21 protein-coding genes and 1 tRNA gene are annotated in these 25,354 nt (G+C 73.0%); 14 read left to right on the top strand and 8 right to left on the bottom strand.

Annotation, left to right across the window (positions count from 1 at the left end):
* Window positions 1-9: 9 nt before the first annotated feature.
* From QMG39_RS02095 to QMG39_RS02075, 5 genes are all read left to right on the top strand, one after another.
* Window positions 10-1,170: a DNA polymerase III subunit delta' gene (locus QMG39_RS02095; RefSeq protein WP_281882173.1), complete on the top strand. Its 1,161-nt coding sequence runs from the start codon at window positions 10-12 to the stop codon at window positions 1,168-1,170.
* The gene (locus QMG39_RS02090) at window positions 1,167-2,699 is read left to right on the top strand and encodes an alpha/beta hydrolase (RefSeq protein ID WP_281882172.1); all 1,533 of its coding nucleotides are present in this window, start codon (window positions 1,167-1,169) and stop codon (window positions 2,697-2,699) included. Before QMG39_RS02095 ends, QMG39_RS02090 begins: the two co-directional genes overlap by 4 nt.
* 66 nt (window positions 2,700-2,765) lie before the next feature.
* Window positions 2,766-3,404, top strand: a complete 639-nt coding sequence (locus QMG39_RS02085; RefSeq protein ID WP_281882171.1) for a TetR family transcriptional regulator — start codon at window positions 2,766-2,768, stop codon at window positions 3,402-3,404.
* A 41-nt stretch (window positions 3,405-3,445) separates the two neighbouring features.
* Window positions 3,446-3,521, top strand: a tRNA-Thr gene (locus tag QMG39_RS02080).
* A 313-nt stretch (window positions 3,522-3,834) separates the two neighbouring features.
* Window positions 3,835-5,883, top strand: a complete 2,049-nt coding sequence (locus QMG39_RS02075) for a carbohydrate-binding module family 20 domain-containing protein (RefSeq protein ID WP_281882170.1) — start codon at window positions 3,835-3,837, stop codon at window positions 5,881-5,883.
* 66 nt (window positions 5,884-5,949) lie between these two features.
* Here the strand turns inward: QMG39_RS02075 and QMG39_RS02070 are convergent, their stop codons facing one another.
* Window positions 5,950-6,660 carry a GNAT family N-acetyltransferase gene (locus QMG39_RS02070; protein WP_281882168.1) on the bottom strand — a complete coding sequence of 237 codons (711 nt, stop codon included), beginning with the start codon at window positions 6,658-6,660 and terminating at the stop codon, window positions 5,950-5,952.
* Window positions 6,661-6,713: 53 nt separating this feature from the next.
* On the opposite strand from QMG39_RS02070, the gene QMG39_RS02065 reads away from it, so the two are divergent.
* The 8 genes from QMG39_RS02065 (at window position 6,714) to QMG39_RS02030 (ending at window position 15,241) form a co-directional block, all read left to right on the top strand.
* Entirely contained in the window at window positions 6,714-7,697 is a 984-nt protein-coding gene (locus tag QMG39_RS02065) for a Gfo/Idh/MocA family protein (protein ID WP_281882167.1), read from the top strand.
* A 51-nt stretch (window positions 7,698-7,748) separates the two neighbouring features.
* Window positions 7,749-9,323, top strand: a complete 1,575-nt coding sequence (locus tag QMG39_RS02060) for a D-alanyl-D-alanine carboxypeptidase/D-alanyl-D-alanine-endopeptidase (RefSeq protein ID WP_281882166.1) — start codon at window positions 7,749-7,751, stop codon at window positions 9,321-9,323.
* Entirely contained in the window at window positions 9,320-10,555 is a 1,236-nt protein-coding gene (locus QMG39_RS02055) for a M20/M25/M40 family metallo-hydrolase (RefSeq protein ID WP_281882165.1), read from the top strand. The genes QMG39_RS02060 and QMG39_RS02055 overlap by 4 nt, the downstream gene beginning before the upstream one ends.
* Window positions 10,556-10,605: 50 nt before the next feature.
* Window positions 10,606-11,208 carry an isochorismatase family protein gene (locus QMG39_RS02050; protein ID WP_281882164.1) on the top strand — a complete coding sequence of 201 codons (603 nt, stop codon included), beginning with the start codon at window positions 10,606-10,608 and terminating at the stop codon, window positions 11,206-11,208.
* A gap of 39 nt (window positions 11,209-11,247) precedes the next feature.
* Window positions 11,248-11,550 (top strand): hypothetical protein, encoded by a 303-nt coding sequence (locus QMG39_RS02045; RefSeq protein ID WP_281882163.1) that lies wholly within the window; start codon window positions 11,248-11,250, stop codon window positions 11,548-11,550.
* A gap of 65 nt (window positions 11,551-11,615) precedes the next feature.
* Window positions 11,616-13,070, top strand: coding sequence for an NAD-dependent succinate-semialdehyde dehydrogenase (locus QMG39_RS02040; RefSeq protein ID WP_281882162.1), 1,455 nt, complete (start codon window positions 11,616-11,618; stop codon window positions 13,068-13,070).
* 101 nt (window positions 13,071-13,171) lie between these two features.
* Entirely contained in the window at window positions 13,172-14,347 is a 1,176-nt protein-coding gene (locus tag QMG39_RS02035; protein WP_281882161.1) for a thiolase family protein, read from the top strand.
* 102 nt (window positions 14,348-14,449) lie between these two features.
* Window positions 14,450-15,241 carry an SDR family NAD(P)-dependent oxidoreductase gene (locus tag QMG39_RS02030; RefSeq protein WP_281882160.1) on the top strand — a complete coding sequence of 264 codons (792 nt, stop codon included), beginning with the start codon at window positions 14,450-14,452 and terminating at the stop codon, window positions 15,239-15,241.
* Between the two features lie 63 nt (window positions 15,242-15,304).
* Here QMG39_RS02030 and QMG39_RS02025 read toward each other — a convergent pair whose 3' ends face one another.
* From QMG39_RS02025 to QMG39_RS02015, 3 genes are read right to left on the bottom strand one after another with little or no spacing between them, the layout of a single operon-like run.
* Window positions 15,305-16,258: a permease prefix domain 1-containing protein gene (locus tag QMG39_RS02025; RefSeq protein WP_281882159.1), complete on the bottom strand. Its 954-nt coding sequence runs from the start codon at window positions 16,256-16,258 to the stop codon at window positions 15,305-15,307.
* On the bottom strand, window positions 16,255-16,596 hold the full coding sequence (locus tag QMG39_RS02020; RefSeq protein WP_281882158.1) for a PadR family transcriptional regulator: 342 nt from the start codon (window positions 16,594-16,596) through the stop codon (window positions 16,255-16,257). The genes QMG39_RS02025 and QMG39_RS02020 overlap by 4 nt, the downstream gene beginning before the upstream one ends.
* Before the next feature lie 59 nt (window positions 16,597-16,655).
* Window positions 16,656-18,095 carry a helix-turn-helix domain-containing protein gene (locus QMG39_RS02015; protein ID WP_281882157.1) on the bottom strand — a complete coding sequence of 480 codons (1,440 nt, stop codon included), beginning with the start codon at window positions 18,093-18,095 and terminating at the stop codon, window positions 16,656-16,658.
* 127 nt (window positions 18,096-18,222) lie between these two features.
* Here QMG39_RS02015 and QMG39_RS02010 point away from each other — a divergent pair, with 127 nt between their 5' ends.
* Window positions 18,223-20,067 (top strand): phosphoenolpyruvate carboxykinase (GTP), encoded by a 1,845-nt coding sequence (locus QMG39_RS02010; RefSeq protein ID WP_373878344.1) that lies wholly within the window; start codon window positions 18,223-18,225, stop codon window positions 20,065-20,067.
* Between the two features lie 64 nt (window positions 20,068-20,131).
* Here the strand turns inward: QMG39_RS02010 and QMG39_RS02005 are convergent, their stop codons facing one another.
* The 4 genes from QMG39_RS02005 to QMG39_RS01990 form a co-directional block, all read right to left on the bottom strand.
* A complete protein-coding gene (locus tag QMG39_RS02005; RefSeq protein WP_281882155.1) occupies window positions 20,132-21,460 on the bottom strand; it encodes an aminotransferase class III-fold pyridoxal phosphate-dependent enzyme in 1,329 nt (442 codons plus the stop codon).
* Window positions 21,461-21,546: 86 nt separating this feature from the next.
* A complete protein-coding gene (locus QMG39_RS02000; protein WP_281882154.1) occupies window positions 21,547-23,478 on the bottom strand; it encodes an ABC transporter ATP-binding protein in 1,932 nt (643 codons plus the stop codon).
* A 44-nt stretch (window positions 23,479-23,522) separates the two neighbouring features.
* On the bottom strand, window positions 23,523-24,437 hold the full coding sequence (locus QMG39_RS01995) for a carbohydrate kinase family protein (protein ID WP_281882153.1): 915 nt from the start codon (window positions 24,435-24,437) through the stop codon (window positions 23,523-23,525).
* Window positions 24,421-25,338 carry a pseudouridine-5'-phosphate glycosidase gene (locus QMG39_RS01990; protein WP_281882152.1) on the bottom strand — a complete coding sequence of 306 codons (918 nt, stop codon included), beginning with the start codon at window positions 25,336-25,338 and terminating at the stop codon, window positions 24,421-24,423. The genes QMG39_RS01995 and QMG39_RS01990 overlap by 17 nt, the downstream gene beginning before the upstream one ends.
* Between the last annotated feature and the right edge of the window lie 16 nt (window positions 25,339-25,354).

Genomic DNA, 25,354 nt, shown 5'->3' with positions numbered 1-25,354 from the left:
GTGTCCGGCGTGAGCGTGTGGACCGAGCTGACCGGGCAGGATGCGGCGATCGACGTCTTCCGCGCGGCGGCGGGCGCCGCCCCGGCGGGCGACGACGGCATGACGCACGCCTGGCTCATCACCGGGCCGCCCGGCTCCGGTCGCTCGAACCTTGCGCTCGCCTTCGCGACCGCGCTGCTCTCGGGCGACGCCGACGGCGAGCCGACGACGATCGCCCAGGTCGAGGCGGGTTCGCACCCCGACCTGCACGTGGTCTCCACCCAGGGCGTGATCATCTCCATCGACACGCTGCGCACCGTGGTCGAGCGGTCGCACTACTCGCCGTCGGTCGCGCCGTACCGCGTGATCGTGATCGAGGACGCCGACCGCATGAGCGAGCGGTCGTCGAACGTGCTCCTGAAGGAGCTCGAGGAGCCCCCGCCGCGCACGGTGTGGATCCTCTGCGCGCCGAGCGAGGCCGACCTGCTCCCGACCATCCGCTCGCGCGTGCGCACCGTGCGCCTGCGGGTGCCGAGCGTGGCCGACGTCGCCGAGCTGCTCGTGCGGCGCGACGGGGTCGACCAGGCGCTCGCCGAGCGGTGCGCGCGCGAGGCGCAGAGCCACATCGGCATGGCGCTGCGGCTCGCCACGAGCGAGGACGCGCGCGCCCGCCGTGAGGAGACGCTGCGGGCCGCGCTCGGCGTGCGCTCCACCCGTGACGCCGTGCTGGGCGCGGCGCGCATGCTCGAGATCGCGGGCGACGACGCGAAGGCGATCACGGCCGAGCGCGACGCCGAGGAGCGCGAGCACGCCCTGCGCTCGCTGGGCGTCGCGCCGGGCCAGGCGGTCCCGGCCGCGCTGCGCTCGCAGATCAAGGCCCTCGAGGACGACCAGAAGCGCCGCGCCACGCGGAGCCTGCGCGACGGCATCGACCGCATCCTCGTCGACCTGTCGTCGCTGTACCGCGACGTCCTGCTGCTGCAGGTCGGCGCCGAGGTCGACCTGGTCAACGTCGAGCTGCGCCCCGAGCTCGACGCGGCCGCACGCGCCGCGACGCCGGCGCAGACGCTCGCGACCCTCGACGCGATCGCCGAGGCCCGCGAGCGCATCGACGGCAACGTGGCTCCCGTGCTCGCGCTCGAGTCGATGCTCGTGTCGGCGGTGCGCGGTCGCGCGGGGTCGGCCCGATGAGGGCGCGTCGCGCGACGGTCGCGGCCGCGCTCGCGGCATCCGTCGCCCTGCTGCTCAGCGGGTGCGTCTCGTGGCCGTTCGGGGTGCAGCGGAGCATCCCCGAGCCCGTGCCCTCGACCATGGCGAGCGACCTGGGCGAGTTCTACGCCCAGGAGCTCGAGTGGCGCCGGTGCGGCGACGGCATGTGGTGCGCGACGGCCGAGGCGCCGCTCGACTGGGACGCGCCGGGAGCGGGGAGCGTCGAGCTCGCGCTCGTGCGCCACGCGGCCACGGGGGAGAAGGTCGGCTCGCTGCTCGTCAACCCGGGCGGGCCGGGCGCGTCGGGCGTGGACTTCATCGCGGACTCCCTCGACTACGCCGTCGGCGACGCGGTGCAGGCCGCGTACGACGTCGTGGGCTTCGACCCGCGCGGGGTCGGGCAGTCGACCGCGGTCGACTGCTTCGCCGACGCCGAGGCCAAGGACGCCTACCTCTACAGCATCGCCCGGAGCGAGCGGGGCACCGACGCGTGGCTCGCCGAGGCCCGGGCGGAGCAGGAGGACTACTCCGCGGCGTGCGCCGAACGCAGCGGCGAGCTGCTCGCCAACATCGGCACGGGCTCGGCCGCGCGCGACCTCGACCTGCTGCGCGCACTGCTCGGCGACGAGGAGCTCCACTACCTCGGCTATTCGTACGGGTCGACGCTCGGCGTGACCTACGCGGGCCTGTACCCCGAGCGCATCGGTCGCATGGTGCTCGACGCGGTGCTCGACCCGAGCACGCCGGACTTCGAGATCTCGAAGACGCAGGCGATCGGGTTCGAGCGGGCCCTGCGGTCCTACCTCGCCTCGTGCCTCGCGGGCGACGAATGCCCGTTCCGCGGCAGCGTCGACGACGCGGCGGCCACCGTGCGGGCACTGCTGGACTCGGTCGAGGCCAGCCCGTTGCGCGCAGCCGACGGCCGGATGCTGGGCGCGAACACCCTCGTCACGGCGATCCTCTACCCGCTCTACGACGAGGCGTCCTGGCCGTTCCTCGACATCCTGTTCGAGCAGGTGATGTTCGGCAGCGCGGAGGCGGCGTTCATCTCGGCCGATGCCTACAACGGCCGCGACGAGGACGGGAACTACCTCGACAACTCGAGCGAGGCGTTCCACGCCATCAACTGCGTCGACCACGCCGGCGACCCCGACGACGTGGCCGGCATGCGCGAGCGGGTCGCGGAGCTCGAAGCCGCCGCACCCGTGCTCGGCACCTACTTCGGGTACGGCGACCTGTCGTGCGCCGGCTGGCCGGCGCCGCCGGTCGAGTCCGACGAGATCGTGACCGCCGCGGGCGCCCCGCCGATCCTCGTCGTCGGCACGACGAACGACCCTGCGACGCCCTACGAGTGGGCGGTGACGCTCGCCGAGCAGCTCGAAACCGGGGTGCTCGTGACCTACGAGGGCGAGGGGCACGCGGCCTATCCGTCGCGCGACCCGTGCGTCGTCGCGGCGGTCGAGGGGTACCTCGTCGACGGGATCGTGCCCGACGGCGACCCGATGTGCTGACCCGCCGGCCGACGACGCGGACGCGCGGCGCCGCTGCAATGTTGCAGCAGGTGCAATACTGACCAGATGGGGCGCGACACCATCGAACCGGGTCTCCGCGAGCGGAAGCGGCGGGCCACCCGCCATGCGATCCAGCTCGCGGCGCTGCGCCTGACGCGCGAGCGCGGGTTCGACCACGTCACGGTCGAGGAGATCACCCGGGCAGCCGACGTCTCCCCGCGCACCTTCTTCAACTACTTCCCGTCGAAGACAGCCGCGCTCACCGGCGACGTGCCGTCGTTCCCCGAGGCGGCGGCCGAGCTCTTCGCGGACGCCGGACCGACCGGGCGGATGGCCGACGACCTCGGCGAGCTCTTCGCCGCGGTGGTGGAGGAGCAGGCCGACGACCTCGAGGTGGTCACGCTCCGTCGCGAGGTCATGCAGGAGCATCCGCAGCTCATGGAGAGCCAGTTCGCCGGCCTCATGGCGTTCGAGGACCGCCTCCGCGGGCTCGTGGCACGGCGCCTCGAGGTCACCGATCCCGGACTCGCGGCCGACCCCGCTGCACGCGACGATCGCACGATGCTCGTGGCCATGACGACGGTCGGCGTGATCACCTACGCGTGGCGCAGCTGGGCCGAGCAGCTCGGCCCGGCGAAGCCGCTCGAGACCAGGATGCAGGAGGCGTTCCGGCGCGTGTACGAAGTACTCGCAGAAACCCGCTAACATGGTCTCTCGTGCCCGTCGCGTTCCGCGCCGGTTCGCACGCCGCCTTAGCTCAGTCGGCAGAGCGATTCACTCGTAATGAATAGGTCGTGGGTTCGATTCCCACAGGCGGCTCCACTGCCCCCGTCCGGTCCGTCCGGGCGGGGGCATCGTCGTCCGGTCGGTGCGCAGTCGGGCTTCCGCTCACGGAGTGGAAGCGCATGCGCTCCTGCATCTGCATATCCCTGCGGTCGGTCTTGTCTGACACGGTGCTCATCCCCGAGTTAATGCAAACGCTTGCATTAACGCGCGCCTCGACGCTACCGTCGGGCCAATGGTCCCGGACACCAGCGTCCGGGTACCGAAGTGGTTCAACGACGAACGACGAATGGGAGATCTCATGTTCGGTGCACGCCTCGCCTCGCCGAAACGGCGACGCCTACCCCAGGTCATGACCGCGATCGCGGTCTCCGGCCTCCTGCTCGCCGGGGCCTCCATCGGGACCGCCCCCGCGACGGCCTCGACGCCCCAGCCGTCGACCGTCGTCGCCTCCGACAACGGTCGCGGCAACGTCATCGCGAACCTGTTCCAGTGGACCTGGGACTCGGTCGCCTCGGAGTGCACGGACTCGCTCGGGCCGGCCGGATACGGCTACGTCCAGGTGTCGCCGCCGCAGGAGCACATCCGGGGATCCGAGTGGTGGACCTCCTACCAGCCGGTGAGCTACCGGATCGAGTCGAAGCTCGGCACCCGGGCGGAGTTCGCGTCGATGGTGGCGACGTGCCGCAGCGCCGGTGTCGGCGTCATCGCGGACGCGGTCCTGAACCACACGACCGGTGCGGACGTCGGGTCCGGCACGGGCGTGGCCGGCTCCCAGTTCGGCGTGGACTCGTTCCCGGGGATCTACAGCTCGTGGGACTTCAACGACTGCCGGAGCAACATCTCGAACTACGGTGACCGCTACCAGGTGCAGAACTGCCGGCTGCTGTCGCTGCAGGACCTGCGCACGGGGTCCGACTACGTGCGCACCACGCTCGCCGACTACCTGAACGACCTGATCTCGCTCGGTGTCAGCGGGTTCCGGATCGATGCGGCCAAGCACATCCCGGCGGCGGACCTCGAGGCCATCAAGTCGAAGCTGACCGATCCGGACATCTTCTGGGTGCACGAGGTGATCGGGGCGTCGGGCGAGCCGGTCCAGCCGTCCGAGTACCTCGGCAGCGGCGACTCGCACGAGTTCTTCTACGCGCGTGAGCTGAAGTCGCGCTTCGACGGCCAGATCACGGACCTGCGGCTCATCGGCGACGGCAAGCTGCCGTCGAGCAGCGCCGGCGTGTTCGTCGACAACCACGACACGGAGCGCAACGGCGAGACCATGAACTACAAGTGGGGCGCCAAGTACCTGCTGGCGAACACGTTCCTGCTCTCCTGGCCGTACGGTTCGCCGACGGTGTACAGCGGCTACACGTGGTCCGACAAAGAGGCCGGCGCGCCAGGCGCGTCCGACACGAGCGTGCCGGATGCCTCCTGCGCATCGTCCGCGTGGACCTGCACCCACCGCGAGACCGAGGTGGAGGGCATGGTCGGCTTCCACAACGCGGTCGAGGGCACCGCGGTCACGAACTGGTGGGACGACGGGAACAACCACATCGCGTACGGTCGCGGGGACGCGGGCTTCGTCACCCTGAACAACACGGCGGGTGCGATCACCCGGACCTACCAGACGTCGCTCCCGGCAGGGTCGTACTGCGACGTGATCGCGTCGGACGACTGCTCGACGACGGTGACGGTCTCCGCCCAGGGCACCTTCACGGCGAGCGTGCCCGCCTACGGTGCGCTCGCGCTGCACGTCGGGAGGCTCGCCGGCACGACCCCGGACCCCGACCCGGAGCCGACCGGCGACACGACGACCGTCTACTACTCGACCGAGAAGGGCTGGTCGGCGTACAACATCCACTACCGCATCGGCTCCGGATCCTGGACGTCGGTGCCGGGGGAGCCGATGACGACGGCGTGCGACGGCTGGGTCGAACGCGAGATCTCCGCTGACGGAGCGTCGATCACCGCCGCGTTCAACGACGGCTCCGGCACGTGGGACAACAACTCGACCAATGACTACACGCTGAGCGGCAGCCACGTCGCCGTCTCGACGGCCGGGGTGAGCGCCGAGGATCCGTGCGAGCCGGACGAGCCGGACGAGCCGGCCTCCGCGGTCGCGGTGGGCTTCGGCGTCCAGGCGACGACCGTGTGGGGGCAGAACATCTTCGTCGTGGGGAACATCGACGAACTCGGACAGTGGTCGCCGTCCGCTGCGGTGGCGCTGTCCGCGGCCGCGTACCCCACGTGGACCGCGACGATCGAGCTGCCTCCGGGCACGACCTTCGAGTACAAGTACATCCGGAAGGACGAGGCGGGCAACGTCACGTGGGAGAGCGGTGCCAACCGCGTCGCGACGGTGCCGTCCTCGGGGACGCTCGACCTGAACGACACCTGGCGCTGATGGACAGGGGTGTGCGGGGTCGATCGGGCCCCGCACGCCTCGCTCCCCGGCCCGAGTGGGACGCCGTCACGCCGTGACGACGTCCCACTCGGCGAAGCGCGCGAACCCGGCCGAGCGCGCGAGCGCGGCGGAGGCGGCATTGCCGGCCTGGTGGCGGTACTGCGGCTCGTGGCCGCGGGCGAGCGCCTCGGCGGCGATGGCCTGCACGAGCCGCCGTCCGAGGCCGCGGCCGCGGTGCTCGGGCAGCGTGATGACGCCGATGTCGGCGACCGTCGAGTCGCGCCACGGGTACATGCTCGCCGCCGCGACGAGGCGACCGTCGACGAACGTGCCGAGGGCGACCCAGTGGTCGAGCTCGACGTACGCCTCGTCGAGGTCGTCCTCGGGGGCGTCGGCCGAGAAACGCGCGAACTCGGAGACATCCGCTGCCGTCAACGCCCGGGTGCCGGGCGCCGGGGGCGGTGCGGCGACCGAGCGCCGCGCCTCCAGAGTGAGGTAGGAGACGAGATCGGCGCCGTTGAGCTCGAGGCCGGCGTCGTCGAGCCGCGAGCGGAGCTCCGCACGCCCGACGGACTCGCCGTCCGCGACCCGGAGCCGCTCGGCGGTCGCCGGCGAGAGGGTCGCGACCAGCGGCCCGTCGACGACGTCGAGCAGCGTCAGCAGCAGGTCGGTGCGCAGCTCGGGGTCGACGATCACGCGGTAGGCGTCGGTCGCGCCTGTCGCAGCAGGCGGCACGCCCCAGAAGTCGGTCACGGTGGCGGAGAACTCGGATGGCACGCATCCACCCTGCCACCTGCGCCGCTCGCCCCCGGCAGCGATACGCTCGACGAATGACCGAACGACTGCGATGGGGCATCCTCGCCACCGGCGGCATCGCCCGCCTCATGACGTCCGACCTGGTGGCCAACGGCTTCGACGTGACGGCCGTCGCCTCTCGCCGGCTCGATTCCGCCGAGGCGTTCGCCGCCGAGTTCGGCATCCCGACCGCGCATGTCGGGTACGAGGCGCTCGCCTCCGATCCCGACGTCGACATCGTCTACGTCGCGACGCCGCACCCGGTGCACGTCGAGAACGCGCTGCTGATGCTCGAGTCGGGCAAGCACGTGATCGTCGAGAAGCCGTTCGCGCTGAACGCGCGCGAGGCGACGGCGATCGCGAGCCTCGCGAAGGCGCGCGGCCTGCTCGCCATGGAGGCGATGTGGACCCGCTACCTGCCGCACATGGTGCGCATCCGCGAGCTCATCGCGCAGGGAGCGCTGGGCGAGGTGCGCACGCTCATGGCCGACCACATGCAGCGGCTGCCCGACGACCCGTCGCACCGCCTGAACTCGCTCGAGCTCGGCGGCGGCGCGCTGCTGGACCTGGGCGTCTACCCGGTCTCGTTCGCGTGGGAACTGTTCGGCGAGCCGGAGACGATCCAGGCGACGGCGACATTCAAGCCCACGGGTGCCGACGCGCAGGTCGCCACGGTCTTCGGGTACCCGGGCGGGCGGATCGCGACCAGCGTCTCCGCGAGCGACACGGCCGGCCCGAACACCGCCGTGGTGGTCGGCACCGAGGCGCGCATCGAGATCGACGGGGTCTGGTTCGCGAACACGTCGTTCCGGCTCATCGACTCGGCCGGTACCGTCCTCGAGGAGTTCTCGCAGGAGCTGAACGGCCGGGGCATGCACTTCCAGGCCGAGGCGGCCGAGCGCCTGGTCGCGTCGGGCGAGCTCGGCGGCGACGTCCTGCCGATCGACGAGACCGTCGCGATCATGGGCACCCTCGACCGGGTGCGCGAGCTGATCGGGCTGCGCTACCCGGGCGAGTAGGCGTCGGCCGCGTCCACGCGCCTCCCGGGTGCGGCTGCGTACAATGCCGGGGTGTCGACCGACCCCGAGACCCCCGACGCCGCAGACGGCGCGGCCGAGCCGAGCCCGCACGCCGCGGGCGGCGAGGAGCGGTCGACGGATGCCCCGGGCAGCACGACGGACGGGGCCGACCCCGTCACGGGCGAGACCACGACGACGGATGCCCCGGGCGGCACGCGAGCGAGGCGCACGCGCCTCGCGCTCTGGGTGACCGCGGGCGTCGTGGCGTTCGCCCTCGCCGGCTGGGGCGCGGTCGCCGCGGGATCCGCGGTCGCGGGCGGGAGCCCGGCGCCGACCCCGACGCCCACCGCGACCCCGACGCCCACGCCCACCGTCGACCCCGGTCGCCCGGCGCCCACCGCGGAGGCGACCACCGCCAGGATCCGCACCTGCATGGTCGGTGCCGCGGCGACCGACGCACGGCTCGGCGCGATGCAGGCGCACGTGCGCAACGCGAGCACCGGCGAGGTGCTCTACGATCGCGGCGGACAGACCGCCTCCCGCACGGCGAGCGTCATGAAGGTGCTCACCGCCGCGGCCGCGCTCGACGTGCTCGGGCCCGACTACCGGGCGACCACCACGGTCGTGCGCGGCAGCGAGCCGGGCTCGGTCGTGCTCGTCGGCGGCGGCGACCTCACCCTCTCGCGCACCCCCACCGGTTCGCAGACGGTCTACCCGGGCGCCGCGCACCTCGACGACCTGGCCGCGCAGGTGCGCGCCGCGTGGGACGCCGACCCGGCGAACCCGCCGCTGACCAAGCTGGTCCTCGACGCGTCGTTCTTCGGCGGCGAGGAGTGGCACCCGACCTGGAACCCGCTCGAGCGCGAGCAGGGCTACATGTCGCAGATCACCGCGCTGCAGGTCGACGGCGACCGCGACAGCCCCTTCGCCGAGACGTCCTGGCGCAGCCCCGACCCGGTCGGCCGTGCGGGCGACGCGTTCGCCGGCGCGCTCGGCGGCATCTCGGTGATCGAGCGCGGCACCGCCCCGGCCGACGCGCAGACCCTCGGCAGCGTCTCGTCGCCGACCGTCGCGCAGCTCGTGCAGAAGTCGCTCATCGTCTCCGACAACACGGTCGCCGAGATGCTCGCCCGGCACGTCGCGATCCGCACTGACACGGGCAACGACTTCGCGTCGATCGACGCCGCGGTGCGCGAGGGCCTCGGGGCGTACGGCATCGACACCGATGGCATCACCGTGACCGACGGGTCCGGCCTCAGCGACGACAACGCGGTGCCCCCGTCGTACCTCACCGAGCTGTTCCGCAAGATCGAGGCGCGCGAGCAGGGCCTCGGCGTCATCCGCGACGGGCTTCCGGTGGCCGGGGTGCAGGGGTCGCTGGCGTACGGCGACCGCTTCTTCGGCGACAACGCGATCGCGCGCGGACAGGTCTGGGCGAAGACCGGCTGGATCGAGACCGGCTACACCCTCTCAGGCATCATCCACGCGCAGGACGGCACGCCGCTCACGTTCGCGATCTACGCGCTCGGCGACGCCCCCGGTGCCATCCCACCCTCGTCGCGCGAGGCCATCGACACGCTCACGACCGCCTTCTTCCGCTGCGGCGACAACCTCTCGAACGGGTGACGCGGCGCGTGGACGAGGCGATGACGGATGCCCCGGGCGGCACCGCCGGGCCCGACACGGCGTCCGCACCACCGGCGCGGCCGCCCGGCCACGACGCCGAGCTCGTCGCGCTGGCACGCGAGCTGGTCGCGCTCGACTCGGTCAACCCCGACCTCGACCCGAGCGGTGCCGGCGAGGTCGCGCTCGCGCACGCGCTCCGGCGCAGGCTCGACGCATCCGGGTTCTCGACGACCCTGATCGGCCCGGGGGCGCGTCCGAGCCTCGTCGCACGGCGGCGAGGCACCGGCGGCGGGCGCACGCTCCTGCTGAGCGGCCACCTCGACACGGTCGGCGTGCGCACGTACGCCGACGGGCCGTTCGCGCCCCGCGTCGACGGCGACCAGCTCTGGGGTCGCGGCGCGTACGACATGAAGGGCGCGCTCGCCGCGGGCGTGCTCGCCGCCGAACGCGCCACGGCGGGCGACGAGCTCGCGGGCGACGTCGTGCTCGCGTTCGCCGCCGACGAGGAGTTCGGCTCGATCGGCACCGAGGCCGTGCTCGCGTCGCTCGACACGGCGGAGATCGACGGCGCGCTGGTGCTCGAGCCGACCGGGCTCGAGCTCGGCGTCGCGCACCGCGGGTTCGCGTGGTTCGCGCTCGAGGTGCACGGGCGCGCCGCGCACGGCTCGCAGCCCGAGCAGGGCGTCGACGCGATCGCCGGGATGCTGCGGCTTGTCGCCGCGCTCGACGCCGATCCCGCGCCGTGCGCGCCGGAGCAGGGGCATCCGCTGCTCGGCACCTCGACGCTGCGGGTGGCCACCCTCGAGGGCGGGGTCGACGCGGCGACCGTCGCCCCGCACTGCCGCGCCACCATCGAGCGGCGCACGCTGCCCGGCGAGACGCCCGCGGTCGTGCGCGCCGCGCTCGAGGCGACGCTGGCGCGCGCGGCCGGGTCCGACGTCTCGTTCCAGCTCACCGAGCTCGTCTCGCGCCCCGCGTTCGAGGCGCCAGACGGCTCGGCGGTCGTGGCCGCGGTCGACCGCGCCGCCGTCGCCGAGCTCGGGGCCCTGCCCGACCGGCGCGGCGACCCGTGGTGGACCGAGGCCGCGCTGTTCGCCGACGCGGGCATCGACGTCGCGCTGTACGGGCCCGCGGGCGGCGGCGCGCACGCCGACGCGGAGTGGCTCGACCTGCCGTCGGCGGCGACCCACGTGCGCGTGCTCGAGCGCGTCCTGCGCGACGTCTGCGGCTGACCGGGCCCGCCGGCGCGCGACGGTGGGATGATCGAACCAGGAGGTTCGACATGACGCGAGCGCTACTGATCATCGACGTGCAGAACGACTTCACCGAGGGCGGCGCACTCGGGGTGGACGGCGGTGCGGCCGTGGCATCCGGCATCACCCGCTTCCTCGCCGAGCACGGCGACGACTACGACCTGGTCGTCGCGTCGCGCGACTGGCACGACGGCGACAACGACAACGGCGGGCACTTCGCGGGCGAGGCCGATCCCGACTTCGTCGACACGTGGCCCGTGCACTGCGTCTCGGGCACGACCGGCGCGGAGTACCACCCCGACCTCGACACGTCGCGCGTCGACGTGCACATCCGCAAGGGGCAGGGCGTGCCCGCCTACTCGATCTTCGAGGGCACGGACGACGAGGGCACGCCGTTCCCCGAGCTGCTCACCCGGCACGGCGTGACCGAGGTCGACGTGGTCGGCATCGCGACCGACTACTGCGTGCGCGCGAGCACGCTCGACGCGCTCGAGCACGGCCAGCACGCGAGAGTGCTGACGGGGCTGGTGGCGGGCGTGGCCGCCGAGACGAGCGAGGCCGCGATCGCCGAGATGGGGCATGCCGGGGCCGAGATCGCCGGCGAGGAGGCATCCGAGGCCTCGGACGGCTGACCGTGCCGGCTCGCCCGCGCGACCGGCCAGAATGGACGCATGACCCGCACCGTCCAGCTCCGCCGCTACACCCTCGTCGAGGGCGAGTACGACGCCTTCGTCGCGTGGTGGCACGCCAGTATGCCCAAGGTCCGCCCCCCGGCCGGATTCCGCATCGACTTCGCCTACGGCCTGCCCGAGCGCAGCCAGTTCGTCTGGGCGGTGAGCACCGAGGGCGACCGTGACGCGTTCCTCGCGCTGGAGCAGGAGTACCTGGCGTCGGAGGCGCGCGCCGAGGTGTTCGCGGGCGTGCCGCAGCGCGTCGCGGTCTACGACGTGGAGTTCGTCGACGTCGAGGCCTGAGCCCGGCCGGCGCCCGAGCCCCGCGGACTACGCTGGTCGCGTCAGTCCGACGGGGAGGTCACGACATGGACGAGCGCGCGCTGCTCGACGCCGCACCGGAGAAGCTGTTCATCGCGGGGGAGTGGGTGAGCGCCGAGGGCGGTCGCACGCTCGACGTGCACGATCCGTCCACGGGCGAGGTGATCCGGTCGATCGCGGATGCCTCGCCGGCCGACGCCGTGCGTGCCCTCGACGCCGCGGTCGCCGCGCAGGACTCGTGGGCCGCCACGGCGCCGCGCGTCCGCGGCGAGCTCCTGCGACGTGCGTGGGAGCTCGTCACCCGGCGCGCCGACGACCTGGCGCTGCTCATGACCCTCGAGATGGGCAAGACGCTGGCCGAGTCGCGCGGCGAGGTGACCTACGGCGGTGAGTTCCTGCGCTGGTTCTCCGAGGAGGCCGTGCGCATCCACGGCCGCTACGGGCTGAACCCCGAGGGCACCGGCCGCATGATCGTCTCGCAGCGCCCGGTCGGCCCGTCGTACTTCATCACGCCGTGGAACTTCCCCCTCGCGATGGCCACGCGCAAGATCGCGCCGGCGCTCGCGGCCGGCTGCACCGTGGTCGTGAAGCCCGCGCAGCTCACGCCGCTCACGACGCTCGCGTTCACCGCGATCCTCGAGGAGGCGGGGCTGCCCGCGGGCGTGGTGAACGTCATCACGTCGTCGAGCTCGTCGGCGGTGACCGAGCCCATCCTCGCCGACCGGCGGCTGCGGAAGCTGTCGTTCACGGGCTCGACCGAGGTCGGCCGGAAGCTCATCGCGCAGGCCGCCGACGGCGTGCTGCGCGTGTCGATGGAGCTCGGCGGCAACGCCCCGTTCGTGGTGTTCGAGGACGCCGACCTCGATGCGGCCGTCGACGGTGCGATGCTCGCGAAGTTCCGCAACATCGGCCAGGCCTGCACGGCGGCGAACCGGTTCATCGTGCACGAGGCGGTCGCCGAGGAGTTCGCGCGCCGGGTGACCGAGCGGGTGGCGGCCATGCGCGTCGGCCGCGGCACCGAGGAGGGCGTGCAGATCGGCCCGCTGATCGACGAGGACGCGGTCGGCAAGGCCGAGGCGCTCGTGCAGGACGCGGTCGGGCGCGGGGCATCCGTCACCACCGGCGGCAGCCGCATCGAGGGCCCGGGCACGTACTTCCAGCCGACGGTCGTGTCGGGCGTGGTCGCGGGCAGCGAGATCCTCCGCAACGAGATCTTCGGGCCGGTGCTCTCGATCACGACCTTCGCCGACGAGGACGAGGCGGTGCGGCTCGCGAACGACACCGAGTTCGGGCTCGTCTCGTACGTCTACACGACCGACCTCGCGCGCGGGCACCGCATGATCGACCGGCTGGACACCGGCATGATGGGCCTGAACGCGGGCGTCATCTCGAACGCGGCCGCGCCGTTCGGCGGGGTGAAGGCCTCAGGGATCGGCCGCGAGGGCGGCTTCGAGGGCATCCACGAGTACCTCGCGACCAAGTACACGATGCTCCCCGCCTGACGCTTCCCAGACCCGTCGAAAGACTGCACTCCGGGCGCGGGAAGCGCAGTCTATTGACGGGTCTCGGAAAGCAACGCGAGCCGCGCGCGTAGGGTGGGAGCATGGGCGCAGAGGCCGTGATCGTCGACGTGATCCGCACCGCCAGCGGGCGGGGCAAGCCGGGCGGACAGCTCGCGGGGGTGCATCCGGTCGACCTGCTCGCGGGCGTGCTCGACCACCTGGTCGCCCGCAACGACCTCGACCCGGCGCTCGTCGACGACGTGATCGGCGGGTGCGTGAGCCAGGTCGGCGAGCAGTCGTACAACATCACCCGCAACGCGCTGCTCGCGGCCGGGTTCCCCGAGCACGTGCCCGGCACCACGGTCGACCGCCAGTGCGGGTCGAGCCAGCAGGCCGCCACGTTCGCCGCGCAGGCCGTGATCGCCGGTGCCGCCGACATCGTGATCGCGTGCGGCGTCGAGTCGATGAGCCGCGTGCCGCTCGGCTCGTCGAGCACGGGGAAGGACCCGTTCGGCACCCGCATGCACGCCCGCTATCCCGAGGGGCTCGTGGGCCAGGGCGTCTCGGCCGACCTCATCGCCCAGCAGTGGGGGTTCGGCCGCGACGAGCTCGACGCGTTCGCGGCCGAGAGCCATGGCAAGGCGGCGGATGCCGCGGGGCGCGGCGACTTCGACCACGAGATCGTGCCCGTGCGGGGCGTCGACGCGCTCGTCGACGAGACCGTCCGGCCCGGCACCACGGCCGAGGGCCTCGCCGGGCTGCAGCCCGCGTTCCGCACCGACGCACTCGCCGAGCGCTTCCCGGAACTCGACTGGCGGGTCACGGCCGGCAACTCGTCGCCGCTGACCGACGGGGCATCCGCCGCCCTGATCATGAGCGCCGAGCGCGCCGCCGCGCTCGGGCTGACGCCACGGGCCCGATTCCGCGCCTTCAGCGTGACCGGCAGCGATCCGCTGCTCATGCTGACCGGCGTGATCCCGGCGACCGCGCGCGTGCTCGAGCGCGCGGGGCTGACCCACGACGACATCGACGTCTACGAGGTGAACGAGGCGTTCGCGTCGGTGCCGCTCGCCTGGCTCGCCGACACCGGCGCCGACCCGGCGAAGCTCAACCCCAACGGCGGCGCGATCGCGCTCGGCCACGCGCTCGGGTCGTCGGGCACGCGGTTGCTCGCGACCATGGTCTGCGAACTCGAACGGCGCGATGCGACGCTCGGCCTGCAGACCATGTGCGAGGGCGGCGGCATGGCGAACGCGTACGTCGTCGAGCGCGTCTGAACGGTACGATCGGCACCGAACCAGTACCGCCGCGGCATCGGAGCCGCGGCAGACGCCGACGCGACCGCGCCGGTGCACCCACGAACCACGAGAGGACAGCGCATGGAGCTGAGCGGGGCATCCGCCATCGTCACCGGAGGGGCGTCGGGCCTGGGCCGCGCCACGGCCGAGGCGCTCATCGACGCCGGGGCATCCGTCGTCATCGTCGACCTGCCCGGCGGCCGCGGCGAGCAGGCCGCGGCCGAGCTGGGGGAGCGCGCCCGGTTCGCCCCGGCCGACGTCGCCGACGAGGCGCAGGTCGCGGCGGCGATCGAGCAGGCGACGGCGCTCGGTCCGCTGCGGGTCGCGGTCAACTGCGCCGGCATCGCGACCGCCGGTCGCACGGTCGGCCGCGACGGGCCGCTCGCGCTCGCCGACTTCGAGCGCACCATCCGGGTGAACCTGATCGGCACGTTCAACGTCACGCGCCTGGCCGCCGCCGCCATGGCCGCCGGCGAGCCCGTGACCGCCCAGCCCCTGCCGGGTGTGCCCGAGACCGCGGAGCGTGGAGTGATCGTGAGCACGGCGTCGGTCGCCGCGTTCGACGGCCAGATCGGCCAGGCCGCCTACTCGGCGTCGAAGGGCGGCGTGGCCGCGATGACGCTGCCGCTCGCGCGCGACCTGTCGAAGCTGCTCATCCGCGTGGTCACCATCGCCCCGGGCATCATGCAGACGCCGATGATGGCCGGCATGCCCGACGACGTGCAGGCCTCGCTCGCGGCGCAGATCCCGCACCCCTCGCGCCTGGGCACGCCCGCCGAGTACGCGGCGCTCGCCATGCACGTGGTGGCGAACCCGCTGCTCAACGGCGAGGTGATCCGCCTCGACGGCGCGATCCGCATGCAGCCGAAGTAGGCGAGCGGATGCCCCGGGGCCGGCGCGCGCCTCGGGGCATCCGTCTCGCTCGGGTCGCGCCCGTCAGGCGAGGCCCCGTGCCTTCCCGGCCCGGTACGCCTTCACGGCGCCGTCGATGATGTCGACGACCGCGCCGAACACGAACAGCACGACGACGATCGTCGTGATCACGTCGCCCGCGTCGCCCCACGGCCAGCCGATCGCGTCGAGGAAGTCGGGGTTGACCAGCATGCCGTTCGTGAGCAGCCACAGCGCGGGCACCGCGAAGGCGATGTTCAGCGGCACGTTCACGAGCGCGAGCCACCAGTTCCAGCCCCACGCGTACACGGCGCCGGCGAACGCCATCTCGAGTGCGATGAGCACCAGGAACCACGGGATCCAGAACGACCACAGCGACGGGTCGAGGAACGGGATCGGCTCGCCGTTCACGGGGATGCCCGTCTGCTGCCAGACGATGAGCACCGCGAACACCGTGAGGGCGATCAGCGAGAAGACGAGGTCGGGCAGTCGCTTCGCCTTGTACTCGTCGTGCACGGCCGGCAACTGGGCGGGCGTCCAGGCGCGCGCCTTCGAGGCGGCCGGCGACCGGTCGATCACGGCGAACACGAGGGTCACCCAGAACAGGACCTGCAGCGCCGTGTTCAGCGCGGCGCCGAACGTGGACGCGGCGACCTCGCCCGCGGTGGCGCCCGAGAGCAGCTGCGCGAGCAGGCTGATCGCCGTGACGATGGGCACCGCGATGAGGAGCACGAGCTTCAGCACGCGCAGCCAGGCGAGGTAGGTGCGCGGGCCGATCAGGTGCATGGGCCGGTCCGCGTAGCCCGCCGCGAGCGCGGCCGGGTCGCCCAGCTCGACGAGCGTCGCGCGCTCGGCGTCGTCGGGGTCGTGCCCCGCCTCGACCATGGCGTCGCGCCGGTCGCCGATGCGCTCGCGCAGCTCGCGCGCGAGCTCGGGTCGCTGACGCTCGGGCAGGTACCGCGCCGTCGCCTGGACGTAGCGGTCGGTGAGCGTGGTCATGGTACGTCTCCTTCGGTCAGTCGTGCGAGTGCGGTGTCGATGCGTCGCCAGTCGTCGGTGAGCGCGACGGCGAGGCGCTCGCCGGCGGGACTGGTGCGGTAGAACTTGCGCGGGCGGGCCTCGTCGGTGTTCCACTCGCTGGTGAGCAGGCCCTGCTTCTCGAGCCGCCGGAGCAGGGGGTAGAGCGTGTTCGCGTCGACCGCCAGGTCGAGCCCGGCGAGCGACTCCAGCAGTGCGTACCCGTACTCGGGCGTGCGCAGCCGCAGCAGGCACGCGAGCACGGTCGTGCCACGGCGCAGCTCCTGCAGGTGCGATGCGGTGGCGTCATCCGGTGTCATGCCACACACGATACTGTGTGACACACACTAATGCAACGGGTCGCGATACCCTGTCTCGCCTACTGTTCGGCGTGCGCCTCCAGGAACGCATAGACCTCGGCGTCGTCGACGCCCGGGAATCGCCCCGAGGGCAGCGGTGAGAGCACGTGCGCGTGCAGCCGCGCGCTCGGCCAGGCCCTGCCGTCCCAGCGGTCGGACAGCTCCTCGGGTGCGCGCCGGCAGCACGTGACGTCGGGGCAGCGCGACTCGACGCGCACCGTCGTCTCGCGCCCGCGGAACCACTTCGCGTCCTGGAACGGCACGCCGATCGTGATCGAGAACTCCGCGGCATCCGTTCGGCCCGTCTGCGTCGCGCACCAGTACGTGCCCGCAGGGGTGTCGGTGTACTGGTAGTTCTCCGTGGTGCGGTTGGTGCGGTCGAACGCGTTGCGCGCGCTCCACTTCTTGCACACCCACTGGCCCTCGATCGATCCGGTCACGTCGGCGGGCAGCGGGATGCCGTCGTTCTCGTACCCCTTCTGCAGTGCGCCGTCGCCGTTCACGCGCAGGAAGTGCAGGGTCATGTCCAGGTGCGACGTGCCGAGGTTCGTCAGGCGCAGCGCCGCCGCCTCGTGCGTCACGCCGAAGGCGTCGCGGAAGTCCTCGACCGCCAGCCGCTTCTCGCGCTTGGCCTCGGTGAGGAACTTCACCGACGCCTCGCGCGGCATCAGGCAGCACGCGGCGAAGTAGTTGATCTCCAGGCGCTGCCAGAGGAACTCGGCGTAGCTGCCCGGACGCTCGTGGCCCAGGAGGCGGTGCGCCATCGCCTGCAGCGCCATCGAGCGCAGGCCGTGGCCGCCGGGGATCGAGGCGGGCGGCAGGTAGATGCGCCCGTTGGCCAGGTCGGTGATCGACCGCGTGGCATCCGGCAGGTCGTCGACGTAGATCAGCCGGAAGCCGAGCTGCTCGGCCATCACGCTCACCTCGCGGTGGGTCAGCGCGCCCTGGCGGTGGCCCGAGGCCGCGACGCGCTGCTCGGCGAGCTCCTCGATGTCGGGCAGGTAGTTGTCGCGCTCGCGCATGCGGGTGCGCAGCTCGGTGTTCGCCCGGCGCGCCTCCTCGGGGGTCGCGATCGCCTCGCTCGCGCGTCGCTGGAGTTCGCGGTGCAGGCCGACGATCGACTCGAGCGCCTCGTCGCTGATGCCCTTGCCGGGTCGCACCGCCGGCAGCCCGAGCATCGCGTAGAGGGGGCTCGCCTGCGCCCGGGCGAGCTCGATCTCGAGCGCCGCGCGCGGGTTGGGCGGCTCGGGGGAGAGCAGCTCGGCGAGGTCGACGCCGAGCGCGGCCGAGAGGGCGTGCAGCACGGACAGCTTGGGCTCGCGCTTGCCGTTCTCGATGAGCGAGAGCTGGCTGCCCGCGATGCCGACCTGCTCGCCGAGCTGGTCGAGGGTGAGGCCCCGCTCGCCGCGGAAGTGGCGGATGCGCTGGCCGAGGGTGGTGAGGTCGGTGGCTGCCTGCATGGGTTAACCATACGGAAAGAATCGTGATTCTTTCCGCATGCGGTGCGGACTCGTCGCGGGAATCTTCGCGCATTCTGGAATCACGACCGCAACGACCCGCCAGAGCATCGGAGGAACGGCGATGACCATGGAACTCTCCCTCGAGAACGAGGCGGCCGGCCGCTCGCACCGCACCGGCACCACCGACCCCGCGCTCCGCGAGTGGGTGGCGGAGATCGCGCGACTCACCCAGCCCGAGGAGATCGTCTGGTGCGATGGGTCGCTGCAGGAGGCGGACCGCCTCACCAAACAGCTCGTGCACGAGGGCAAGCTCATCCGCCTGAACCCGGAGTGGCGCCCCAACAGCTACCTCGCGCGCACCGACCCCGGCGACGTCGCCCGGGTCGAGGACCGCACCTTCATCTGCTCCGAGCTCGAGGAGGACGCGGGGCCGACGAACAACTGGCGCGACCCGGCCGGCATGCGCGCGGAGCTCAGCGAGGTCTTCGAGGGGTCGATGCGCGGCCGCACGATGTACGTCGTGCCGTTCTCGATGGGACCGCTCGGCGGCCCGATCTCGCAGCTCGGCGTGGAGATCACCGACTCGCCCTACGTGGTGCTGTCCATGGGCATCATGACCCGCATGGGCGAGCGCGTCTTCGAGATGATCGAGCAGGGCACGCCGTGGGTGCGCACGGTCCACTCGGTCGGCTACCCGCTGGTCGACGCCCAGGGCTTCCGCCGGGCCGACGCCGACTGGCCGAGCAACCCCGAGAAGTACATCGTGCAGTTCCCCGACACCCGTGAGATCTGGTCGTTCGGCTCGGGGTACGGCGGCAACGCGCTGCTGGCGAAGAAGTGCTTCGCGCTGCGCATCGCGAGCGTCATGGCCCGCGACGACGACTGGCTCGCCGAGCACATGCTGCTCATCAAGATCACCTCGCCCGAGGGCCGGGTGTACCACGTGGCGGCCGCGTTCCCGTCGGCCTGCGGCAAGACCAACCTCGCCATGCTCCGCCCGACCATCCCCGGCTGGAAGGTCGAGACCGTCGGCGACGACATCGCCTGGATGCGCCCCGGCCCCGACGGCCGGCTCTACGCCATCAACCCCGAGGCGGGCTTCTTCGGCGTCGCGCCGGGCACGGGCGAGACCACGAACCCGACCGCGGTGCAGACACTGTGGGGCAACACGATCTTCACGAACGTCGCGCTCCGCGACGACGGCGACGTCTGGTGGGAGGGCCTGACCGACGAGGCGCCCGACCACCTCATCGACTGGCAGGGCAACGACTGGACGCCCGACTCCGGCCGTCCGGCCGCGCACCCGAACTCGCGCTTCACGGTGGGCGCCGCGCAGTGCCCGTCGATCGCGGACGACTGGGAGGCGCACGACGGCGTGCCCGTCGATGCGATCCTCTTCGGCGGGCGCCGCGCGACGAACGTGCCCCTCGTGGCCGAGGCCCGGTCGTGGAAGCACGGCGTGTTCATGGGCTCGACGATCTCGTCGGAGAAGACGGCTGCGGCCGAGGGCACGGTCGGCGAGCTCCGCCGCGACCCCTTCGCGATGCTGCCGTTCTGCGGCTACAACATGGCCGACTACTGGGGCCACTGGGTGAAGATGGGCCGCATCCTGGGCGACAAGGCGCCGAAGATCTTCCAGGTGAACTGGTTCCGCAAGGATGCCGACGGCGGGTTCCTCTGGCCCGGGTTCGGCGAGAACGCCCGCGTGCTCGAGTGGATCGTCGGCCGCATCGAGGGCGACGCCGGCTCCGAGGACACGCCGATCGGGCGCATCCCGGCCGAGGGCGCGCTGAACGTCGACGGGCTCGACCTCGACGAGGGCGTGCTCGAGCACCTGTTCGAGGTCGACCGTGACTCGTGGCTGGCCGAGTGCGACCTCACCGAGGAGTACTACGCGCAGTTCGGCGACCGCGTGCCCGCCGCGCTCAACTCCGAGCTGGCGAGCCTGCGTTACCACCTCAAGCAGTCGTAGTCCCGCATCTCGCGATCGAGCCCGTGCCCTCCGTGGGCACGGGCTCGTCGGCTGTCCGTGCGGGTCAGGCGGAGAGGCGGGCGAGCTCCTGCTCGATGACGGATGCCGCGTCGTCGACGAGCTCCTCCGAGATGACGACGCTCGGCAGGAACCGCAGCACGCTGTCCCACGAGCCCGCGTCGAGCGGGATGACGCCGTTCGAGGTGGCGTGGCGCAGCACCGAGGTGAGCGCCGCCGCGTTCGGCTCGCGCGTGCCCGGCACGACGAGCTCGACGCCCCACATCGCGCCCTTGCCGCGCACCTCGCCGACCACGCTGTACCGCGACGCCCAGTCGCCGATGCGCGCGGCGAACGCGCGCTCGACCCGCTGCGCCTCGGCGATCAGCCCGTCGCGTTCGATGACCTCGAGCGTCGCGAGGGCCGCCGCGGTCGACACCGGGTTGCCGCCGAAGGTGCCGCCGATGCCGCCGGGCTGCACCGCGTCCATGATCTCGGCGCGACCGGTGACGGCAGCGAGCGGGAAGCCGCCCGCGATGCCCTTGGCGGTCGTGACCAGGTCGGGCACCACGCCGAAGTGCTCGATCGAGTACCACGCGCCGCTGCGCGCGATGCCGGCCTGGATCTCGTCGGAGACGAGCACGATGCCGTGCTCGGCGCAGTAGGCGGCGAGCGCCTCGAGGTAGCCCTCGGCCGGGATGACGATGCCGCCGTCGCCCTGGATCGGCTCGACGAAGAGCGCGGCCAGCTCGGTCGGGCCGATGTGCGTGTTGATGTAGTCGATGGTGCGCGCCGCGGCATCCGGCCCGCTGAGGCCGTCCTTGAACGGGTAGCTCGACGGCACCGAGTACACCTCGCCGGGGAACGGGCCCATGCCCGCGCGCTCGGGCCACGGGCGGTAGGTCATCGCCATGGTGAGGTTGGTGCGCCCGTGGAAGGCGTGCGCGAGGGACGCGATCGCCCGGCGCCCGGTGTAGCGGCGGGCGATCTTCACGGCGTTCTCGACGGCCTCGGCGCCGGAGTTCACGAGGATCGAGTGCTTCTCGAAGTCGCCCGGCGTGAGCTCGGCGAGCTTCTCGGCGACCAGCACGTAGTTCTCGTACGGAGTCACCGTGAACAGCGTGTGGGTGAGCTTCGACGCCTGCGCGGAGGCGGCCGCGGCGACGTCGGGGTGCGCGTGCCCGATGGTGGTCACGCCGATGCCGCAGCCGAGGTCGATCAGTCGGTTGCCGTCGACGTCGACCAGGATCGCGCCCGATCCGTGGTCCATGAAGATGTCGGCGAGGGTGCCCGCGCCGCGGGAGACGCTGCGCCTGCGGCGCTCGAGGAGCTCGCGCGAACGCGGCCCGGGCAGCTCGGTGACGACGCTGCGCTGCTGGGGAACGGTGAAGTCCATGAGACGAGGGTACGTGCTGCGCGTTACAGCCGTGTGCAGGTGCACGCGGCCGATGGCGCGACCGGCGGATGCCCCGGGCGAACGCCTCAGACGAGCAGCTGGTGCTTCGCGAGCTCCCGGTACAGCGGCGTCGACTCGACGAGCTCGGAGTGCGTGCCCTCGCCGACGACCTCGCCGTCGTCGAGCACGACGATGCGGTCGGAGTCGACGACCGTCGAGAGCCGGTGCGCGATCACGATGAGCGTGCGCCCCTCGGCCACCGCGTCGATCGCCTCGCGCATCATGCGCTCGTTCACGCCGTCGAGCGACGAGGTCGACTCGTCGAGCAGGAGCACGGGCGGCGCCGCGAGCAGCGCCCGCGCGATCGCCAGTCGCTGGCGCTCGCCGCCCGAGAGCATGATGCCGTCCTCGCCGACGGGCGCCGCGAGGCCCGCGGGGTCGCGATCGAGCACCGCGCCGAGGTTCACCGCGCGCAGCACGGCGACGCACTCGTCGTCGGTCGCGTCGGGGCTGCCCAGCGTGAGGTTGTCGCGGATCGACCCCGCGAGCACGGGCGCGTCCTGCTCGACGTAGCCGATCTGGGCGCGCAGGTCGGCGCGGTCGATCGTGCGCAGGTCGAGCCCGCCCATGCGCACGACGCCCGCGGTGGGGTCGTAGAAGCGCTCGATCAGCGCGAACGTCGTCGACTTGCCCGCGCCCGAGGGGCCGACGAGCGCGACGCGCTGCCCGCGCGGCACCTCGAACGAAACCCCGCGCAGCACGTCGCGCGCCTCGCCGGAACCCGCGGAGACGCCGGCCGGGCCGGACGTCGTGCCCTCGACCGCGGTGTCGCCCTCGCCGGCATCCGCCCCGCCGTCGACCGCGCGCGAGGCGTACGCGAACCGCACCTCGTCGAACGCGATGGCCGGCGCCTCGGGCGCCGCACCCGCGTTCGCCGGGCCCGCGACCGCCACCGCAGGGCCGCCGTCGCGGTCGTGCGCGTCCTCGTCGGGCAGGTCGAGCACCTCGCGGATGCGTCCGAGCGCGCCCAGCGCCTGGTTGACCGAGGTGACCGCGCCGAAGGCCTGCCCGAGCGGCAGGATCAGCATGAACAGGAAGATGATGAACATCACGAGGTTCGCGACGCTGGTCGCACCCGACGCGACCCGGATGCCGCCGACGCCGATCACGACCAGCAGCGACAGCTGCATCGCGATGCCCGCGATCGGCACGATGAGCGCGGAGATCTTCGCGACCTTCACGCCCTCGCGGTAGGCGCCGTCGGTCTCGGCCTCGATCGCCGCGGTCTCGCGCTCTGTGGCGCCCGCCGCACGGATGGTGCGCACCGCGCCGATCGCCCGCTCGACCGCCGCGGCGACGTCGCCGATCTTGTCCTGCGCGCGACGCGAGGCGTCCCGCACGCGCAGTGAGAGCAGCGAGACGGTCGCGATCGCGATGCCGATGACGATCACCGTGAGCCCGAGCAGCACGGCGTCGAGCACGATCATCGCGATGAGTGCGCCGAGGAACGTGACGGCGCCGCCGACCGCCTCGACCAGCCCCTGCGTGAGCACTGCCCGCAGCAGCGTCGTGTCGCTGCCGACGCGCGAGACCAGGTCGCCGGTGCGGCGCGTGTCGAACTCCGAGATCGGCAGGCGCAGGATCTTCCGCGCGAGGTGCATGCGGCTCGAGCGCACGACGCCCTCGCCCGTGCGCTGCAGCAGGTAGTGCTGGTAGCCGCTGAGCAGCGCGCTCACGACGACGAGCGCGACGAGCACCCAGACGAGCGGGCCGACCGGCACGCCCTCCTCGACGACCGTGATGACCTGGCCGACGAGCAGCGGCTGCGCGAGCGTGGTGAGCGCGCCGAGCACGCTCAGCACGAGGATGAAGCTCAGGATGCCGCGGTGCTCGAACAGGTACGGCAGCAGCTGGCCGAACGTGGCGCGCGGGCCTGCGGCGTCGCGTCCGCGCCCGCGCCCGCGGCCGGACGCCGTCGATCGGGTGCGGCGGGCGGGGGCATCGGTGGTGGAGGCCATGACTACCTTTCTAGGGGACGGTTGCCGCGAGGCCGCTGGGAGGCTCACGCCGAGGCGACGGATGCCCCTGGGCTGCCGAGCACGGATGCCGCGAGCGCGTGCCCCGCGACGCAGGCGGCCCGGGGGTCGGCGCCCGACATGGCGGCGACCAGGAACCCGGCGGCGAACGCGTCGCCCGCGCCGGTCGCGTCGCGCACGTCGGCGACCGGCGCGGCGGGCACGTGCAGGGCGGGCCTGCCCGGGCGCAGCACCTCGGCCGGGTCGGGGCCGCGCTTGACGACGGTGAGCGGGGCGAGCGGAGCGGTGCCGTGGTCGCCGGTGCTCGCCGAGCCGATGCCGAGCAGCGCCGCCTCGTCCGCGTTCGCGAACGCGATGTCGGGTGCCAGCCGCGCGGCGAGCGCACGGAAGCGCTCCAGGCCCAGCGTGTCGATCAGCCCGGTCGACGAGGCGTCGAGCGAGACGCCGGCGCCCGCCTCGCGGGCCGCATCCGCGAGCCCGACGACCGCCGAGCGCGCGGGCTCGCGCTCGAGCCCGTAGGCGGGCACGTGCAGCCAGCCCGCCCCGTCGAGCCACGACGGGTCGACGGGCCGGTGCAGCTCGGCCGCCGCGCCGCGGTCGGGGTACATGGTGCGCTCGCCGTCGGGGTCGACGAGCAGCACGACGGTGCCGGTCGTGCCCGCGCGCTGGAGGCGCACGTCGACGCCGGCGGACGCGAGGCCGCGGGCGAGCCCGTCGCCCGCGGCATCCGCCCCGACGCAGCCGACGAAGCGCGCCGCGGCGCCCGCACCCGCGGCGAACGCGGCGACGTTGGCCGCGCTGCCGCCGCGCGAGCGCACGATGCGCGCGGCCGTGTCGGTCGCGTGCCGGGTCGGCTCGGCGAGCCAGACCACGACGTCCTCGACGAGGTCGCCCGCGACGACCAGCACGCCGGGCGCGCCGGGGTCAGCCGGCGACGGCACGCGCGATCTCCCCGCCCAGCGAGACGTTGCCGCGGTACACGGCGAGGTTCGCCTCGAGGCTCGCCCCGCCCGTCGCGCGCTGCACGAAGTCGAGCAGGAACGGCGTGGTGTCGTGGCCCGTGATGCCCGCCGCATCCGCCGCCGCCAGCGCCTCGGCGAGCACGCGGTCGTGCAGCTCCGGGTCGAGCTGGTCGGCCTCCGCCACGGGGTTCGCGACGAGCACCGCGGCATCGAGCCCGAGGGCGTCGCGCGCCGCGGCCACGGCGGCGACCTCCTCGGGCGTCTCGACCCGGTGCTCGAGCGCGAACCCCGAGTCGGCGACGTAGAACCCCGGGTACGCGGTCGTGCGGTACCCCACGACCGGGATGTTCAGCGTCTCGAGCCGCTCGAGCGTCGCCGCCACGTCGAGGATCGACTTCACGCCCGCGCTCACGAGCGTGATCGGCGTGCGGGCGAGCGTCGGCAGGTCGGCCGACTCGTCGAAGGTCTCGCTCGCCCCGCGGTGCACGCCGCCGAGCCCGCCGGTCGACATGACCCGGATGCCCGCCGAATGCGCGAGCCACGCGGTCGCCGCCACGGTCGTGCCGCCGCTCAGCCCGCGCGCCGCGGCGATGGGCAGGTCGCGCACGCTGAGCTTCACGACCGCGTCGTCGTCGCACAGGCGCGCCATGGTCGCGCGGTCGATGCCGACGTGCGCGACCCCGTCGACCACGCCGATCGTCGCCGGCACGACGCCCGCGGCGCGCAGCTGCTCCTCGGCCGCGATGCCCACCTCGAGGTTCCGCGGCCGCGGCAGGCCGTGGGTCAGGATCGTGGTCTCGAGGGCGAGCACCGGGGCACCGGATGCCACGGCCTCGCGCACCTCGTCGGACAGGACGACGGCGGGGCTGGTCTGGGTCACCCCGTCATCGTACGCA

The sequence above is a fragment of the Agromyces rhizosphaerae genome, assembly GCF_027925245.1.
GTDB lineage: Bacteria > Actinomycetota > Actinomycetes > Actinomycetales > Microbacteriaceae > Agromyces > Agromyces rhizosphaerae.
The sequence above is the reverse complement of the archived record's forward strand: the minus strand, read 5'-3'. Positions and strand labels throughout refer to the sequence as shown.